The 14,214-nt window shown below is 69.2% G+C and carries 15 protein-coding genes and 4 pseudogenes; 14 read left to right on the top strand and 5 right to left on the bottom strand.

The window, feature by feature from the left end:
• The first annotated feature begins 43 nt into the window (after positions 1 to 43).
• The 3 genes and pseudogenes from KAE78_RS17110 (at position 44) to ilvA (ending at position 1,399) form a co-directional block, all read left to right on the top strand.
• Entirely contained in the window at positions 44 to 175 is a 132-nt protein-coding gene (locus KAE78_RS17110) for a hypothetical protein (RefSeq protein WP_262927705.1), read from the top strand.
• Positions 172 to 297 (top strand): hypothetical protein, encoded by a 126-nt coding sequence (locus KAE78_RS19185; RefSeq protein WP_411155969.1) that lies wholly within the window; start codon positions 172 to 174, stop codon positions 295 to 297. Before KAE78_RS17110 ends, KAE78_RS19185 begins: the two co-directional genes overlap by 4 nt.
• A 2-nt stretch (positions 298 to 299) precedes the next feature.
• A pseudogene (gene ilvA, locus KAE78_RS01455) lies at positions 300 to 1,399 on the top strand (threonine ammonia-lyase).
• Between the two features lie 87 nt (positions 1,400 to 1,486).
• On the opposite strand, the gene greA reads toward ilvA, so the two are convergent.
• Entirely contained in the window at positions 1,487 to 1,975 is a 489-nt protein-coding gene (gene greA / locus KAE78_RS01450; RefSeq protein WP_223171460.1) for a transcription elongation factor GreA, read from the bottom strand.
• A 96-nt stretch (positions 1,976 to 2,071) separates the two neighbouring features.
• Positions 2,072 to 2,401 (bottom strand): DUF4307 domain-containing protein, encoded by a 330-nt coding sequence (locus KAE78_RS01445; protein WP_262927817.1) that lies wholly within the window; start codon positions 2,399 to 2,401, stop codon positions 2,072 to 2,074.
• Positions 2,402 to 2,524: 123 nt separating this feature from the next.
• Between KAE78_RS01445 and KAE78_RS01440 the strand changes: the two genes are divergently transcribed.
• Positions 2,525 to 2,800: a hypothetical protein gene (locus KAE78_RS01440; RefSeq protein WP_223171458.1), complete on the top strand. Its 276-nt coding sequence runs from the start codon at positions 2,525 to 2,527 to the stop codon at positions 2,798 to 2,800.
• Positions 2,801 to 2,807: 7 nt separating this feature from the next.
• On the opposite strand, the gene trhA is transcribed toward KAE78_RS01440, so the two are convergent.
• The gene (gene trhA / locus KAE78_RS01435; RefSeq protein WP_223172366.1) at positions 2,808 to 3,506 is read right to left on the bottom strand and encodes a PAQR family membrane homeostasis protein TrhA; all 699 of its coding nucleotides are present in this window, start codon (positions 3,504 to 3,506) and stop codon (positions 2,808 to 2,810) included.
• Between the two features lie 132 nt (positions 3,507 to 3,638).
• On the opposite strand from trhA, the pseudogene KAE78_RS01430 reads away from it, so the two are divergent.
• The 10 genes and pseudogenes from KAE78_RS01430 (at position 3,639) to KAE78_RS01385 (ending at position 11,630) form a co-directional block, all read left to right on the top strand.
• Positions 3,639 to 4,426: pseudogene (locus KAE78_RS01430) on the top strand (isoprenyl transferase).
• A gap of 57 nt (positions 4,427 to 4,483) precedes the next feature.
• On the top strand, positions 4,484 to 5,404 hold the full coding sequence (locus KAE78_RS01425) for an aminotransferase class V-fold PLP-dependent enzyme (protein WP_223171457.1): 921 nt from the start codon (positions 4,484 to 4,486) through the stop codon (positions 5,402 to 5,404).
• Positions 5,356 to 5,619 (top strand): hypothetical protein, encoded by a 264-nt coding sequence (locus tag KAE78_RS01420; RefSeq protein WP_223171456.1) that lies wholly within the window; start codon positions 5,356 to 5,358, stop codon positions 5,617 to 5,619. Before KAE78_RS01425 ends, KAE78_RS01420 begins: the two co-directional genes overlap by 49 nt.
• A gap of 157 nt (positions 5,620 to 5,776) precedes the next feature.
• Positions 5,777 to 7,122: pseudogene (locus KAE78_RS01415) on the top strand (PhoH family protein).
• A 662-nt stretch (positions 7,123 to 7,784) separates the two neighbouring features.
• Positions 7,785 to 8,696 carry a hypothetical protein gene (locus KAE78_RS01410; protein ID WP_223171455.1) on the top strand — a complete coding sequence of 304 codons (912 nt, stop codon included), beginning with the start codon at positions 7,785 to 7,787 and terminating at the stop codon, positions 8,694 to 8,696.
• Positions 8,693 to 9,106, top strand: coding sequence for an Ig-like domain-containing protein (locus KAE78_RS01405; RefSeq protein ID WP_262927704.1), 414 nt, complete (start codon positions 8,693 to 8,695; stop codon positions 9,104 to 9,106). The genes KAE78_RS01410 and KAE78_RS01405 overlap by 4 nt, the downstream gene beginning before the upstream one ends.
• Complete coding sequence (locus KAE78_RS01400) at positions 9,091 to 9,960, top strand: Ig-like domain-containing protein (protein WP_262927703.1); 870 nt, start codon at positions 9,091 to 9,093, stop codon at positions 9,958 to 9,960. Before KAE78_RS01405 ends, KAE78_RS01400 begins: the two co-directional genes overlap by 16 nt.
• The gene (locus KAE78_RS01395) at positions 9,957 to 10,247 is read left to right on the top strand and encodes a hypothetical protein (RefSeq protein WP_262927702.1); all 291 of its coding nucleotides are present in this window, start codon (positions 9,957 to 9,959) and stop codon (positions 10,245 to 10,247) included. The genes KAE78_RS01400 and KAE78_RS01395 overlap by 4 nt, the downstream gene beginning before the upstream one ends.
• Positions 10,244 to 10,891: an Ig-like domain-containing protein gene (locus tag KAE78_RS01390; protein WP_223171451.1), complete on the top strand. Its 648-nt coding sequence runs from the start codon at positions 10,244 to 10,246 to the stop codon at positions 10,889 to 10,891. Before KAE78_RS01395 ends, KAE78_RS01390 begins: the two co-directional genes overlap by 4 nt.
• A 52-nt stretch (positions 10,892 to 10,943) precedes the next feature.
• Positions 10,944 to 11,630 (top strand): LPXTG cell wall anchor domain-containing protein, encoded by a 687-nt coding sequence (locus KAE78_RS01385; RefSeq protein WP_223171450.1) that lies wholly within the window; start codon positions 10,944 to 10,946, stop codon positions 11,628 to 11,630.
• A gap of 144 nt (positions 11,631 to 11,774) precedes the next feature.
• Here KAE78_RS01385 and KAE78_RS01380 read toward each other — a convergent pair whose 3' ends face one another.
• Both KAE78_RS01380 and KAE78_RS01375 read right to left on the bottom strand, forming a co-directional pair.
• On the bottom strand, positions 11,775 to 12,611 hold the full coding sequence (locus KAE78_RS01380; protein ID WP_223171449.1) for a DUF559 domain-containing protein: 837 nt from the start codon (positions 12,609 to 12,611) through the stop codon (positions 11,775 to 11,777).
• A gap of 243 nt (positions 12,612 to 12,854) precedes the next feature.
• Positions 12,855 to 14,212: pseudogene (locus KAE78_RS01375) on the bottom strand (class II fumarate hydratase).
• Positions 14,213 to 14,214 lie beyond the last annotated feature (2 nt).

Here is a 14,214-nt window from a genome sequence, read left to right as displayed (position 1 = left end):
CCGGCGGCGCGATGGTCGCCGGCATCGCTGGGCCCTCTTCGCCGTGCCGCTGGCCGCTTTCGTCAACGTCGTCGCCGCGACCCTCTCCTCGGGCTCCTGGCGCACCGGGCGACAACCCGATGCGGAGCTCATATGGAGCACCGTTCCCCGCCAGGTCCGACGGAGGCATCCATGACCACAGCGCCCGAGCTCGGCGAGTTCGAGGAAGCGGCGCGAGGGCTGGCGGGAGTGATCCTGCACACCCCGACGCTGCCCTCGCGCGCCCTGTCCGATCTTCTGGGTCGCCCGTGCTGCTGAAGATGGAGAATCTTCAGCGCACGGGATCCTTCAAGATCCGCGGCGCCGCGCACCGGCTGTCGCGTCTGACCGAGGAGGAGCGCGCCCGCGGCGTCGTGGCCGCCTCGGCGGGCAACCACGCCCAGGGCGTCGCGCTGGCCGCGCAGGCCCTCGGCATCCCCGCGACGATCTTCATGCCGCTCGGGGTTCCCGTGCCCAAGCTCCTGGCCACGCGCGACTACGGTGCCGAGGTCGTGCTCGAGGGCGAGACGGTCGCCACCTCGCTGCGGCTCGCCGCCGACTTCGCCGAGCGCACCGGCGCCGTCCTCATCCACCCTTCGACCACCGCGACATCGTGGTGGGGCAGGGCACGCTCGGTCTCGAGCTCATCGACGACGCTCCGGATGTCGACACGATCCTCGTCGGGATCGGCGGCGGCGGGCTCATCGCGGGTCTCGCCGCCGCGGCGAAGGCCAGAGCCCAGGCCGCCGGACGTCGCATCCGCATCATCGGCGTCCAGGCGGAGAACGCCGCCGCCATCCCGCCCTCGCTCGAGGCCGGGCATCCGGTGGAGATCGAGACCCAGCCGACGATCGCCGACGGCATCCTCGTCGCCCGCCCCGGCGATGTGCCGTTCGACCTGATCAAGGAACTCGTCGACGAGGTCGTCACGGTCACCGACGACGACATCGCCCGGGCGATCCTGACACTCCTGGAGCAGTCGCGCGTCGTGGTGGAGCCCGCCGGCGCCGTCGGCGTCGCCGCGATCCTCGCCGGCAAGGTGAAGGACTCCGGCAACACCCTCTGCGTGCTCTCGGGCGGCAACATCGACCCGCTGCTGCTGCAGCGCGTCGTCGCCCACGGACTCGCCGCATCCGGGCGCTACCTCACGGTGCGCATCCCGCTGCCCGACCGCCCCGGACAGCTCGCGCGCGTCTCCGCCCTCGTCTCGCAGGCCGGCGCCAACGTCATGGAAGTCATGCACACCCGCCACGGGCAGGGTCTGCAGATCAGCGAGGTGATCCTGCAGCTGAGCATCGAGACGCGCGGGGCCGAGCACACCGAGCTCACGCTCGACACGCTCCGCCGCGCGGGCTTCGACCCGGAGGTCGTGCCGGATTAGACACGACTCGGGTCGATGCCGCGCAGCGGCGTTGACGCGAGGGCGTGTCCAGGGTGAGCGAGCCCGCGCAGCGCGCGAGTCGAAACCCTATCCCTTGTACGTCTCGACCTTGAGGACCTCGACGGCGATGGAACGGCCGTTGGGGGCCTCGTAGGAGGCCGTGCCGCCGACCTTCAGGCCGAGGATGGCCTGACCGAGCGGGCTCGCCTCGCTGTACACGTCGAGGTCGGAGCCGGCGGCGATCTCGCGGCTGCCGAGGAGGAAGACCTCCTCGCCGCCGGCGACGGTCGCGGTGACGACCGTGCCGGGCTCGACGATGCCGCGGCTCTCCGGAGCCTCGCCGACGCGGGCGTTCTTCAGGAGCTCCTGAAGGGTCCGGATGCGGGCCTCCTGCTTGCCCTGCTCGTCTTTGGCGGCGTGGTAGCCGCCGTTCTCCTTGAGGTCGCCCTCTTCGCGAGCGGCCTCGATGCGCTTGGCGATCTCGTCACGGCCCACGGTCGAGAGGTGCTCGAGCTCGGCGGTGAGGCGATCGTGCGCCTCCTGCGTGAGGAACGGAACCTGGGTGTCATCGGACACGGCGATTCTCCTTGGATCGGACCCCGGCGCCGCAGCGCGGGGATATGTCAAAACGCCCTGGCAGTCGGCCAGGGCGTCGGTCATCTGCGCACAAGTCTAGGAGACCCAGCAGGTGTTCACCAAACCTGTCGTGGCCAGTGCGACCGTCGGGATGCGCTCGGTGAACCCTCGTGTGTGCTCGTCGCTGGCGGGCAGGCGGATGATCTTCCATCCGACGATCCCGAACTCCTCGTCGAGGGCTTCGAGCGCGCAGTGCACCTCACGACCGCGCGGCGCGGTCACCGCGAAACGCAGTTCCACCGCGTGATCGTCGACGACGACGTAACCGAGATCGTTCGCGTCGACCGACTCGATCGTGGAGCCGCGCATCCACCAGAGTCCGACGGCGACGATCGCGACGGCCGTCGCACCGCCGAGCACGGCGATCCAACGGCGCGGCGCGCGACGGCCGTAGCGCTCGTCGAGCTCTTGCGGGTGGTCACGTCAGCGGCATCCGATCGTTAGGCTGGTCTTACAAGGCTACGCGCTCTGCGCACGAAAGGCGGACACATGCCCTGGATCCTCGCGGAAGCGACACCGGTGCCGATCCCGACGATGACCGTCGACCCCGAGAGCGTCACGCCGGGGCCGGTCGGCTTCGTGGCGATCGCGCTGCTGGCCGTCATCGTCGTCTTCCTCATCTGGGATCTGCTGCGACGCGTACGCCGGGTCCGCTACCGGGCCGAGGTCGCCGAGGCACTCGACGCCGAAATCGCCGCGCAGGAGGCGCAGGACGGTCCGGTCGAGTCCGAGGACGAGCCCGGGGACCCGACACCGCGCGCGTAGCGCCCGTTCACGCTCCCAGCGACGGGGAGAGCGGGTTCAGCGCGATCAGCAGGCATGCCGTCCAGTGGCACAGGAACGCGAGCACCGTGCACACGTGGAAGATCTCGTGGAAGCCGAAGTGGTTCGGCCAGGGGTTGGGCTTCTTGATCGCATAGATGATCGCGCCCAGCGTGTAGAGCAGTCCGCCGACGACGACGAGCACCATCATCGCGACGTTCGCGTTGAGGAGGTCGACGAGGTACATGACCGCGGCCCATCCCAGCAGCAGGTACAGCGCGACGTACAGCCAACGAGGGGCGTTCAGCCAGAAGACCCGGAACAGGATGCCCAGCAGCGCGCCGCCCCACACCAGGCCGAGCAGCAGCGCGCCCTTCTGCGGCGGCAGCGCCAGCACCGAGATCGGGGTGTAGGTGCCCGCGATCAGCAACATGATGTTGGCGTGATCGATGCGCTTGAGGGTCTTCTTGACCTTCGGGCCCCAGTTGAAGCGGTGGTACACGGCCGAGTTGCCGAACAGCAGCAGGGAGCTGGCCATGAAGACCGCCGCGGCCCACTTGGCCGCCGCGCCCTCGGCGAACACGATCAGCAGCACGCCGCAGGCGATCGCGACGGGGAAGGTGCCGGCGTGGATCCAGCCGCGCCAGCTGGGCTTCAGCTCGACCTCGGCGTCGCGGCGCGCCGCATCCAGCAGCGGCAGCTGCGGCATCTCGACCGAGTCTGTCTGCGGGGACGGGTTCTCTGCGCTCACAGTCTCACTCTAGGCGTCCGCGCATTCCCTCCGGCGTACGTATCCGCCCGGCGGAGCCTCAGCAAGCTCCTGGCTGCAGCGCGGTAGCGTATGCGTGTGAACGCACGATCGAGCACGGGGCGGGGGCTGCTGTACCGCCTCTACGGCAATCGCCTCCGGCGACGTATCGATGCGGCCTCCGTCCCCGATCACGTCGCGATGATGATCGACGGCAACCGGCGCTGGGCGCGCCAGCTCGGCTACGACTCCGCGGCCGACGGGCACCGAGCCGGCGCGGCGAAGATGCGCGAGTTCCTCGGCTGGTGCGACGACCTCGGCGTGGGCGTCGTCTCGCTCTACCTGCTCTCCAGCGACAATCTCCTCAAGCGTGAGGCCGGGGAGCTCTCCGACCTCATCGAGATCATCGCCGAGCTCGCCGACGCGCTCTCCCACGAGGGCGACTGGCGGGTCAAGCACGTGGGCGCAGTGAGATCCTTCCGCCGGAACTAGCCCGCGTGCTCTCGGATGCCGAGGCCCGCACCGCCGGCAACACCGGGCTTCATGTGAACCTCGCCGTCGGCTACGGCGGCCGCAACGAGATCGTCGACGCGGTGCGCAGCATCGTCGCGGCGCATGAGGCCTCCGGAGGCTCGCTGGAGGATCTGGCCGCCCACCTCACGCCCGAGATGATCGGCGAGCACCTCTACACCGGCGGGCAGCCCGACCCCGATCTCGTCATCCGCACGAGCGGCGAGCAGCGCCTGAGCGACTTCCTGCTGTGGCAGAGCGCGCACAGCGAGTTCTACTTCGTCGAGGCGCTGGGGCCCGATCTGCGTCACGTCGACTTCCTCCGCGCCATCCGCGACTACGCCGACCGCGACCGCCGCTTCGGTCGCTGAGCGCCGGCGGCCGTGACTCGTGGTCCGGGCGGCTCCGGTCCATGCCAGAATGTCGCCATGGGGAGCTTCTCTGACTATGCCGCCGCCTTCGGCAGCAATCCAGGATTCCTGAACTGGGCGTCCTTCGCCCCGTTGTCCGCATCGGTGTTGTCCGAGGTCGCTGCCGACGCGGAGATGCTCAGCACCGGCAGGCCGGCGGCCTTCACGCTCAGCCGGGAGCGGATCCAGGAGGCACGGGGTCTCGTGGCCGAGCTCCTGGGCGCGCCGGCACGCCTCGACGACGTGACCCTGCAGCCATCGACCACGCACGGGCTCATGCACGCCTTCTACGGGCTGCGGGGGACGGTGCTCGCGTCGCCTGCCGAGTTCCCCAGCGTGAGTCACACGCTGGACCGGGCGGCCAAGGCCTCCGCAGGCGGGCTCACCCCGCGATGGATCGAGCCCGCGCACACCTTCGTCACGCCCGAGGCGGTCGCCGAGGCGCTCGATGACGAGGTCACCGCGCTCGCCGTGAGCCATGTCGACTTCCGCACCGGCTACCGCACCGATCTTGCCGCGCTCCGCGACGTGCTGGGCCCGGACCGGCTGCTCATCGTCGACGCCGCGCAGTCCTTCGGGGTCGTCGACGCCGACTACCTGGTCGCCGACGTGGTCGCCGGGCACGGGTACAAGTGGCTGCGCGCCGGGCGCGGAACGGGGTTCGCCTGGTTCTCGGCGCGGGCGCGCGAGCGCATCGAACCGGTGCTGTCCGGATTCGGCGGGGTCGAGGGCGGCGAGCTCGTGCTCGACGAGATCGCGCCGCCCGCGGCATCCGCCCAGGCGTACACGGTCAACTTCCCCGACTCTCTGGCCGTCGCGCGACTCGCCACGGCGCTGCGCGACGTCCGCGACGCGGGCGTGCCCGCGATCGAGGAGGCCATCCGGGCCACGTGGACACGATCCTCGAGGTCGCCGCACGGCACGGCGTGCCCGTGCTGACTCCGGCCGAGCCCGAGCGGCGGGCGGGAATCGTCGCCCTCGCCCCGGCGGAGCCCGCGGTGCTGGCGGCGATGCTCGCCAACGTCGGGATCTCGGCCACGACGCGGGGCGCGACGATCCGGGTCGCCCCGCACGTGGGCACCGAGCCCGAGACGTTGGCGATGCTCGACCAGGCGATCACCTCCGTCGGTCAGGAGACGTTCATCTCCGGGTAACACACCCGTGGCGTGTCGTGTCGCGATTCTGCCGGGCACGCGTCGTACCGTCGAGGCATCGGGCACCGTGCCCGGTCGAGTCGGCCTTCTGGATCGCGACTCGTGGCCCTGGTCGACTCGCGGTAAAGCCGGGAACAACCCGGGTCGGGAGTGGGTCGTGACCTCACCTACAACGCAGCAGTCCACCCGTCGCACCACCGCGAAGAAGCCGGAGACGGACCTTCGCACCTACGTGCTCGACACATCCGTCCTCCTCTCGGATCCGCAGGCGTTCTTCCGCTTCGCGGAGCACTCGATCGTGCTGCCGGTCGTGGTGATCTCCGAACTCGAGGGCAAGCGACATGATCCTGAGCTCGGCTACTTCGCCCGTCAGGCGCTCCGCCATCTCGACGAACTGCGCATCGAGCACGGGCGCCTCGACTTCCCGGTGCCGATCGGCCAGGGCGGCACGCTCCGGGTGGAACTGGCGAACACCGACACCGGAATTCTCCCCTCCGGCATCCGACTCGCCGACAACGACAGCAGGATCCTCTCGGTGGCCATGCATCTGGCCGAGGGCGGCCAGGAGGTGACGATCGTCTCGAAGGATCTGCCGATGCGGGTCAAGGCGGCCTCCCTCGGCCTTCGCGCCGAGGAGTACCTCGCCGAGCAGGCGGTGGACTCGGGCTGGACCGGGATCACGACCCTCGCGCTGTCGGGCGACGAGATGAGCGATCTGTACGAGACCGAGGTCGGGATCAGCGAAGACGTACGGGGCTCCCCGCGAACACCGGGCTGATCATCCAGTCCGAGCGGGATCGGCCCTCGGCCGGGCGACCGGCGACGGTGAGTTCCGGCTCGTCCGCGGCGACCGTGAGCTCTTCGGCATGCACGGCCGCTCGGCCGAGCAGCGGATCGCGATCGATCTGCTCCTGGATCCGGATGTCGGCATCGTCTCCCTCGGCGGCAGGGCCGGCACCGGCAAGTCGGCGCTCGCGCTCTGCGCCGGGCTCGAGGCGGTGCTGGAGCGCCAGCAGCAGAAGAAGATCATCGTCTTCCGTCCGCTGTTCGCCGTCGGCGGGCAGGAACTCGGTTACCTCCCGGAGACCAGGGCGAGAAGATGAACCCTTGGGGACAGGCGGTCTTCGACACGCTCGGCTCGGTCGTCTCCGGCAATGTGCTCGAGGAGGTGGTCGAGCGCGGCCTCCTGGAGGTGCTGCCGTTGACCCACATCCGCGGCGATCGCTGCACGACGCCTTCGTCATCGTCGACGAGGCCCAGTCGCTTGAGCGCAACGTGCTGCTGACGGTGCTCAGCCGCATGGGCCAGAACTCCCGGGTGGTGCTCACCCACGACGTCGGCCAGCGCGACAACCTCCGCGTCGGCCGCCACGACGGCATCGCCTCCGTCATCGAGACGCTCAAGGGCCACGACCTGTTCGCGCATGTCACCCTCACCCGTTCCGAGCGCTCCGCGATCGCGGCACTGGTGACCGAGCTCCTGGAGGGGCACGAACTGAGCTGAGCTGAGGGGTATCGGGTCGGATGCGGGGGCTTGCGGCATCCGACCCGATCCTCTCGATCGGTTCGCAGCAAACCGCACATGACAATTTCCTTCCTCTCGCGTCACTTCTGAGACCACTCGCACTCTCCCTTTAGGGGAGGTGATGCTCGCGCTGCGACGTGAGCGTCGTTCTCCCGGAACCGGAGGCCTGATCGGACTCCCCGTCATGCCGGGTTCCGGGTGCTCCGGCGCGCACTCGCCCCTCCTCGGAACACGCGACTGAAAAGTGGAGGGAACTATGTCAGAGCACCGCGTATCACAAAGAAGATCTCGAGAACCGGGAGGGCTTCGCCGAAGTCTGAGGAAGTTCACCGGCATCCTCGGCTCGGGGTCGATCGTCGCCACCGCACTCGTCGTCGGCGGTCTCGGAGCGGGTGCGGCCCACGCGGCGCCGCTCAGCGACAACGAGAACAGCATCTACGGCGTTCGGGGACCGGCGAGCACGAGCCTGAACGGCGGGGTGTTCCGTATCGACACCGACACCATGCAGGTGGTCACCCCGCCGAGGTCACAGATCAGCGAAACGGGAACCGCAGCTCGAACGCGCTCGGTGTCTCGGCCGACGGTGTCTACGTGTACACCGTCGACAACGGCCTCACAGGGCTGCGCAGCCCGCAGGCGCCGTGCAGCTGCGTCAGCACAACACCGAGACCGGGGAGACGAACACTTTCACCGTGCCCACAGGGTTCGGCGTCACGGCGCTTCGCGGCGCTGTCTCGCCGGTGACGGGGATCTTCTACTTCTCCGGTGCCAACGCGGTGTACGCCTTCGACCCGGCCACCGATGAGATCTTCGCGGCGGGCAGTCTTCCGGCGGGCAATGCCACGTCCAACGGCGACTTCGCGTTCGGCCGCAACGGGGCGCTCTACACCTTCGTCGCAGCGAACCTCTACGAGACGCCGGCCTCGGCTCTGCCGACCAGCGCGAGCTCTGATGCGTGGCCGATGAAGCTGGTCGCCGACGTCACGGCGTTCACCGATCTGTCCGCGCAGGGTGCGAACGGCATCGCCTTCGGCGGCAACGGCAACGTGTACGGCACGACGACGAGCGGTAACACCACGTATCTCATCGAGTACGACATGGCGCGCGACTCCTTCGTCCAGCAGCAGACCATCAGCTCCGATGGCAACAACTTCGTCGATCTGGCGAGCCGTCACTTCGTGAACACGCTGACGATCAGGATCGACCTTCCCGAAGGCCGATTCGCCGATGGCGATCAGTTCGACTTCGATCTCGTCGGTGAGGGCGATCTCGTCGGCGGCGAAGCCACGACGAGCGGGAACTCACCGGGTGTGCAGGACGAATATGCCGGTCCGGTGGTCGCATCTCCGGGCGGGACATACGAAGTCTCGACGTCACCGGCCGGCAGCACCGATCTGTCGAACTACATCACTTCGATCGAATGCGTCGACGTCTCGGGCGCGCCCGTCGAGGTGACCGGCACGTCGCCGGCGTGGAACGTCGTCTTCCCGACGGTCACGAGCGGCACGGACGTCGAGTGCACCATCACAGCGACCCCATCGATCTGCCGGTGACCGACAGCGGAACGACGACGGGTCTGCAGGGTCAGCAGCAGCGCTGGCAGCCGGAGTCGACCCCCGGAACCTTCCCGATCGACGGGGACACCTTGACGCTCGTGGATGCCGCGGGCGAGCCCGTCTCGGAGATCGTCATCGACGGTGTGGGCCGCTACGAGGTGGTGGGCGAGGAGATCGTCTTCACGCCGGAGCCGACCTTCACGGGTGAGGCGCCGACCGTCGGCTACCGGATCTCGGACGAGGCCGGTCATCACGCGACGGGCGAGTACACGCCGACGGTGACGGCGGTCGAGCCGGTCGCCGAGGACGACGCGTCGACGGGCGGCCCGAACCAGCCGCAGTCGGTGGACCCGCTCGCGAACGACGAGCCGGGGACCCGGAGGTGCCGCTGGTGCCGGAGTCGCTGACGCTGCTCGATGCCGAGGGCAACGAGGCCGAGACCGTGACGGTGCCCGAGGGCGTCTACACGATCGATCGCACGGATCCCGATGCGCCGCGGATCGTGTTCACGCCGAACGAGAACTACTTCGGCACGCCGACCCCGGTCGAGTACACGGTCGAGGATGCGAACGGTACTCCGACCGGCGCCGAGTATCAGCCCGAGGTGATCGCTGAGGCGCCGACGACCGACGACGGCACCAGCACCGGTCCGCAGGGTGTGGCGCAGTCCTGGGAGCCGACGCCGGTCGCCGGTGAGGACTTCCCGATCGCCTGGGACACGCTGACGCTGCTGGACTCCGCGGGTGACCCGACCGACGAGATCGTCGTCGACGGCGTGGGCCGCTACGAAGTGGTGGGACAGGAGATCGTCTTCACCCCGGAGCCGACCTTCACCGGAGAGGCACCGACCGTCGAGTACCGGATCTCGGATGAGGCCGGCCAGCACGCGACGGGCGAATACACGCCGACGGTGACCCCGGTCGAGCCGGTCGCCGAGGACGATGCGTCGACGGGCAGCCCGAACGCGCCGCAGTCGGTGGATCCGCTCGCGAACGACGAGCCGGGTCACCCGGAGGTGCCGCTGGTGCCGGAGTCGCTGGCTCTGGTCGACCCGGAGACGGGCGACCCTGCAGAGTCGGTGACGGTTCCGGAGGGTGTCTACACGATCGATCGCACGGATCCCGATGCGCCGCGGATCGTGTTCACGCCGAACGAGAACTACTTCGGCACCCCGACTCCGGTCGAGTACACGGTCGAGGATGAGAACGGCACCCCTCGGGCGCTCAGTACCAGCCCGACGTGCCCGCAGAGGCGCCGGTGACCAACAGTGGCGAGACCACGGGTCTGCAGGGCCAGACGCAGCAGTGGCAGCCGACGCCGACACCCGGCGCCGACTTCCCGATCGACGGGGAGACGCTGACGCTGCTGGATGCGGCCGGTGACCCGACCGACGAGATCGTCGTCGACGGCGTGGGTCGCTACGAGGTGGTGGGCGAGGAGATCGTCTTCACCCGGAGCCGACCTTCACCGGAGAGGCACCGACGGTCGAGTACCGGATCTCGGATGAGGCCGGTCAGCACGCGGTCGGTGAGTACACTCCGACGGTGACCCCGGTCGAGCCGGCCGCTGCACCGGACTTCTCGGTCGGCAGCCCGAACCAGCCGCAGTCGGTGGATCCGCTCGCGAACGACGCGCCGGGTCACCCGGAGGTGCCGCTGGTGCCGGAGTCGCTGGCTCTGGTCGACCCGGAGACGGGCGACCCTGCAGAGTCGGTGACGGTTCCGGAGGGCGTCTACACGATCGATCGCACGGATCCCGATGCGCCGCGGATCGTGTTCACGCCGAACGAGAACTACTTCGGCACCCCGACTCCGGTCGACTACACCGTCGAGGATGAGAACGGCACCCCGACCGGTGCTCAGTACCAGCCCGACGTCGTGACCGACCCGATCGCGGTGAACGACGGTGCGACGACCGGCCCGCAGGGGCTTCCTCAGTCGTGGACTCCCGAGCCTGTTCCGGGCGAGGACTTCCCCGTCGACTGGAGCACGCTGACGCTGCTGGACTCCGCGGGTGACCCGACCGACGAGATCGTCGTCGACGGCGTGGGCCGCTACGAGGTGGTGGGACAGGAGATCGTCTTCACGCCGGAGCCCGGTTTCATCGGCGAGGCGCCGACGGTCGACTTCCGGATCTCGGACGAGGGGGTCAGCAGGCCTTCGGCGAGTACACGCCGTCGATCTTCGCGGTGACCCCGGTCGCCGACGACGACACCTCGACGGGTGGTGGAACACCCCGCAGTCGGTGAACCCGCTGCTGAACGACGCGCCGGGTCACCCCGACGTGCCGCTCGTGCCGGAGTCGCTGACGCTGCTCGATGCCGAGGGCAATGAGGTCGAGACCGTGACGGTGCCCGAGGGCGTCTACACGATCGATCGCAGCGACCCGGATGCACCGCTGATCGTGTTCACGCCGAACCGTGGGTTCACCGGCATCCCGACCGCGGTGGAGTACCGTGTGCTCGACGCCAACGGAACTCCCGCCGAGGCGGAGTACCAGCCGTTCGTCCGCGGTCCGGTGGGCGACGAGGATCTCGCCCAGACCCTCGTCTGCACGACCCCGATGGTGTTCGACCTGGCGGCCGACGTCGACGGACTCGACCCGCGCAGCGTGACGCTCGTCGACGGGGCCGGTGAGCACGTCACCGAGATCGTGGTCGACGGAGAGGGCACGTGGCGCCTCGATCCGGAGACCGGCGTGGTGACCTTCACCCCGGCGGGCTGCTTCCTGGGTGATCTCACCCCGGTGAACTGGGAGGGCTGGCTGCTCGACGGCACGCCCGTCTCCGGTGTGCTGAGCGGCACCTACGTGGAGGAGATCGCCGAGACGGGTGGTGACGCGACGCCGCTGATCGCGCTCGGCGCGCTGAGTGCCCTGCTGTTCGCAGCCGGCAGCGCGCTGCTGATCCGTCGCCGCCGCGTCCTCGCCTAGCGGGAGCGCGACGACACCGCACGAAGGGCGGCCATCCGAAAGGGTGGCCGCCCTTCGCCGTGCGCCGCGCGACGGTGAGTGTTGCAGATGTCGGACGAATTCCGGGTGACAGTCCGACGGATGCAACAACGCCCTGCATCCGGCTCACCGGCGGGCGCCGAGGCGATGCAGCGCGGCGAGGACGGCGGCCTGCACGGTCGGCCAGTCGTGGATGATCTGTGCATAGTCGAAGTGGAGCGTCTCGTATCCGAGGGCGGATGCCGCAGCATCCCGCTTCAGGTCTTTGTGGCGGTTCGCCGCGCCCTCGTGGTTCTCCTTGCCGTCGGCTTCGAGGATGAGGGCGCCTGCCACCACGAAGTCCACACGGCCGACGCCGGGGAGGCGCACCTGGCAGTCGAGGTGGAGGCCCAGAATGTGCAGCCTGAGACGCAGAAGCGATTCCAGACCGCTCTCGGCATCGCCGCGGGCGAAGTCGACGAGCCAACGAGCGGAGGCCGGAAGCCGCGCCCGGATCCGCGCACGCGCCGCTCGCGAGAGCGACCGCTGGTTCCATGCCGATTCGAACGCGGCGAAGAAGGCCTCATCGCCGGCGCAGCGTCGAAGGTGCAGGAGCGCCGTGTCGATGCTTGCGGAGCCGAGCGGCGGGACGCCGGAGAAGAAGTGCGTGACGCAGGTGCAACCGGGATGATCGTGTACCCGGCCCTTGGCGCCGACCCAGACATGCAGAGCGGCATCACCGGGCAGAACCCAGATTCCGTGGGCACGAAGGGCGGACCCGCAGGTGATCGCACCGCCGTGCGCGATCGCTTCTTCGAGCGCGGGAGGCAGTTCAGGGATCGCGAAGACCCCGGTACGGATGCGACGGATCGTGCCGGCCCGGACCAGGCGGGAAAGCTCGGTACGGGTGAAACCCAGCTTCTGCAGGCGGGATCCGCGGGCGACGCCGCCGAGACGGGTGAGGGTCTGTATGGGGTCGAGCATGCGTTCAGCGTGCCGGAACTCCGAGGGTGAGGCGGGGTCGTTGCATCCGACTGTGGAGAAAGGGGGAACTGTGGAGAACGAGTCGTGGCGTCATCCGTCGGAGAGTGTTGCAGATGTCGGATGGATTCCGCAGATGGGTCCGACATCTGCAACAGTCACCGGCGAAAGGGCGAACACCGGATGCCGGAGACGACGGATGCCGCGAGGAACCCGTCCCCGCGGCATCCTGAGCCTGTCGAAAGGTTATCCGGGGTGGGTCATGGAGAGCAGGTCGAGCTTCTCGTCCAGCTGCTCCAGGGTGATCTCGCCGCGCTCGACGTAGCCGAGGTCGATGACCGCGTCGCGCACCGTGATGCCCTTGGCGACGGAGTGCTTGGCGATCTTCGCGGCGGCCTCGTAGCCGATGACCTTGTTCAGCGGCGTGACGATCGAGGGCGACATGCCCGCGAAGGCGGCGGCCCGCTCGAGGTTGGCCTGCAGACCGTCGATCGTCTTGTCGGCGAGCACCCGCGAGGCGTTCGACAGCAGGCGGATCGACTCCAGGAGGGCGGTGCCCATGACCGGGATCGCCACGTTCAGCTCGAAGGAGCCCGAGGCGCCCGCCCAGGCGACGGTCGCGTCGTTGCCGATGACGCGCGCGCACACCATGAGCACGGCCTCGGGGACGACCGGGTTGACCTTGCCCGGCATGATCGAGGAGCCGGGCTGCAGGTCGGGGATGTGGAGCTCGCCGAGCCCGGTGTTGGGGCCCGAGCCCATCCAGCGCAGGTCGTTGTTGATCTTGGTGAGCGACACGGCGATGGTGCGGAGGGCGCCGGATGCCTCGACGAGACCGTCGCGGTTGGCCTGCGCCTCGAAGTGGTCCTTGGCCTCGGTGATCGGCAGCTCGGTCTCGGCCGCCAGCAGCGCGATGACCTTCTGCGGGAAGCCGAGCGGCGTGTTGATGCCGGTGCCGACGGCGGTGCCGCCCAGGGGCACCTCCGCGACGCGGGGGAGTGCCGACTGCACGCGCTCGATGCCCAGGCGCACCTGGCGGGCGTAGCCGCCGAACTCCTGGCCGAGGGTGACGGGGGTGGCGTCCATGAGGTGGGTGCGGCCGGACTTGACGGCGTCCTTCCACAGCTCGGCCTTCGACTCGAGGGAGACGGCGAGGTGGTCGAGCGAGGGATGAGCGTGTCGATGAGCGCCTGCGTGACGGCGATGTGCACGGAGGTCGGGAACACGTCGTTCGACGACTGCGAGGCGTTGACATGGTCGTTGGGGTGCACCGGAGCCCCGAGGATGCGCGTGGCCAGGGTCGCGAGCACCTCGTTCATGTTCATGTTCGAGGAGGTGCCGGAGCCCGTCTGGTACGTGTCGACGGGGAACTCGCCGTCATGCGCGCCCGAGGCGACCTCGTCGGCCGCGGCGGCGATCGCGTCGGCGATGGCGCCGTCGAGGGTGCCGAGCTCCTTGTTGGCGAGGGCGGCGGCCTTCTTGATGCGGGCGAGGGCGGCGATCTGCGTTGACTCCAGCCCCTTGCCCGAGATCGGGAAGTTCTCCACGGCACGCTGCGTCTGGGCGCTGTAGAGCGCGTTCTTGGGCACGCGCACCTCACCCATGG

The sequence above is a fragment of the Microbacterium sp. NIBRBAC000506063 genome (genome assembly GCF_017968845.1).
GTDB lineage: Bacteria > Actinomycetota > Actinomycetes > Actinomycetales > Microbacteriaceae > Microbacterium.
The sequence above is the reverse complement of the archived record's forward strand: the minus strand, read 5'-3'. Positions and strand labels throughout refer to the sequence as shown.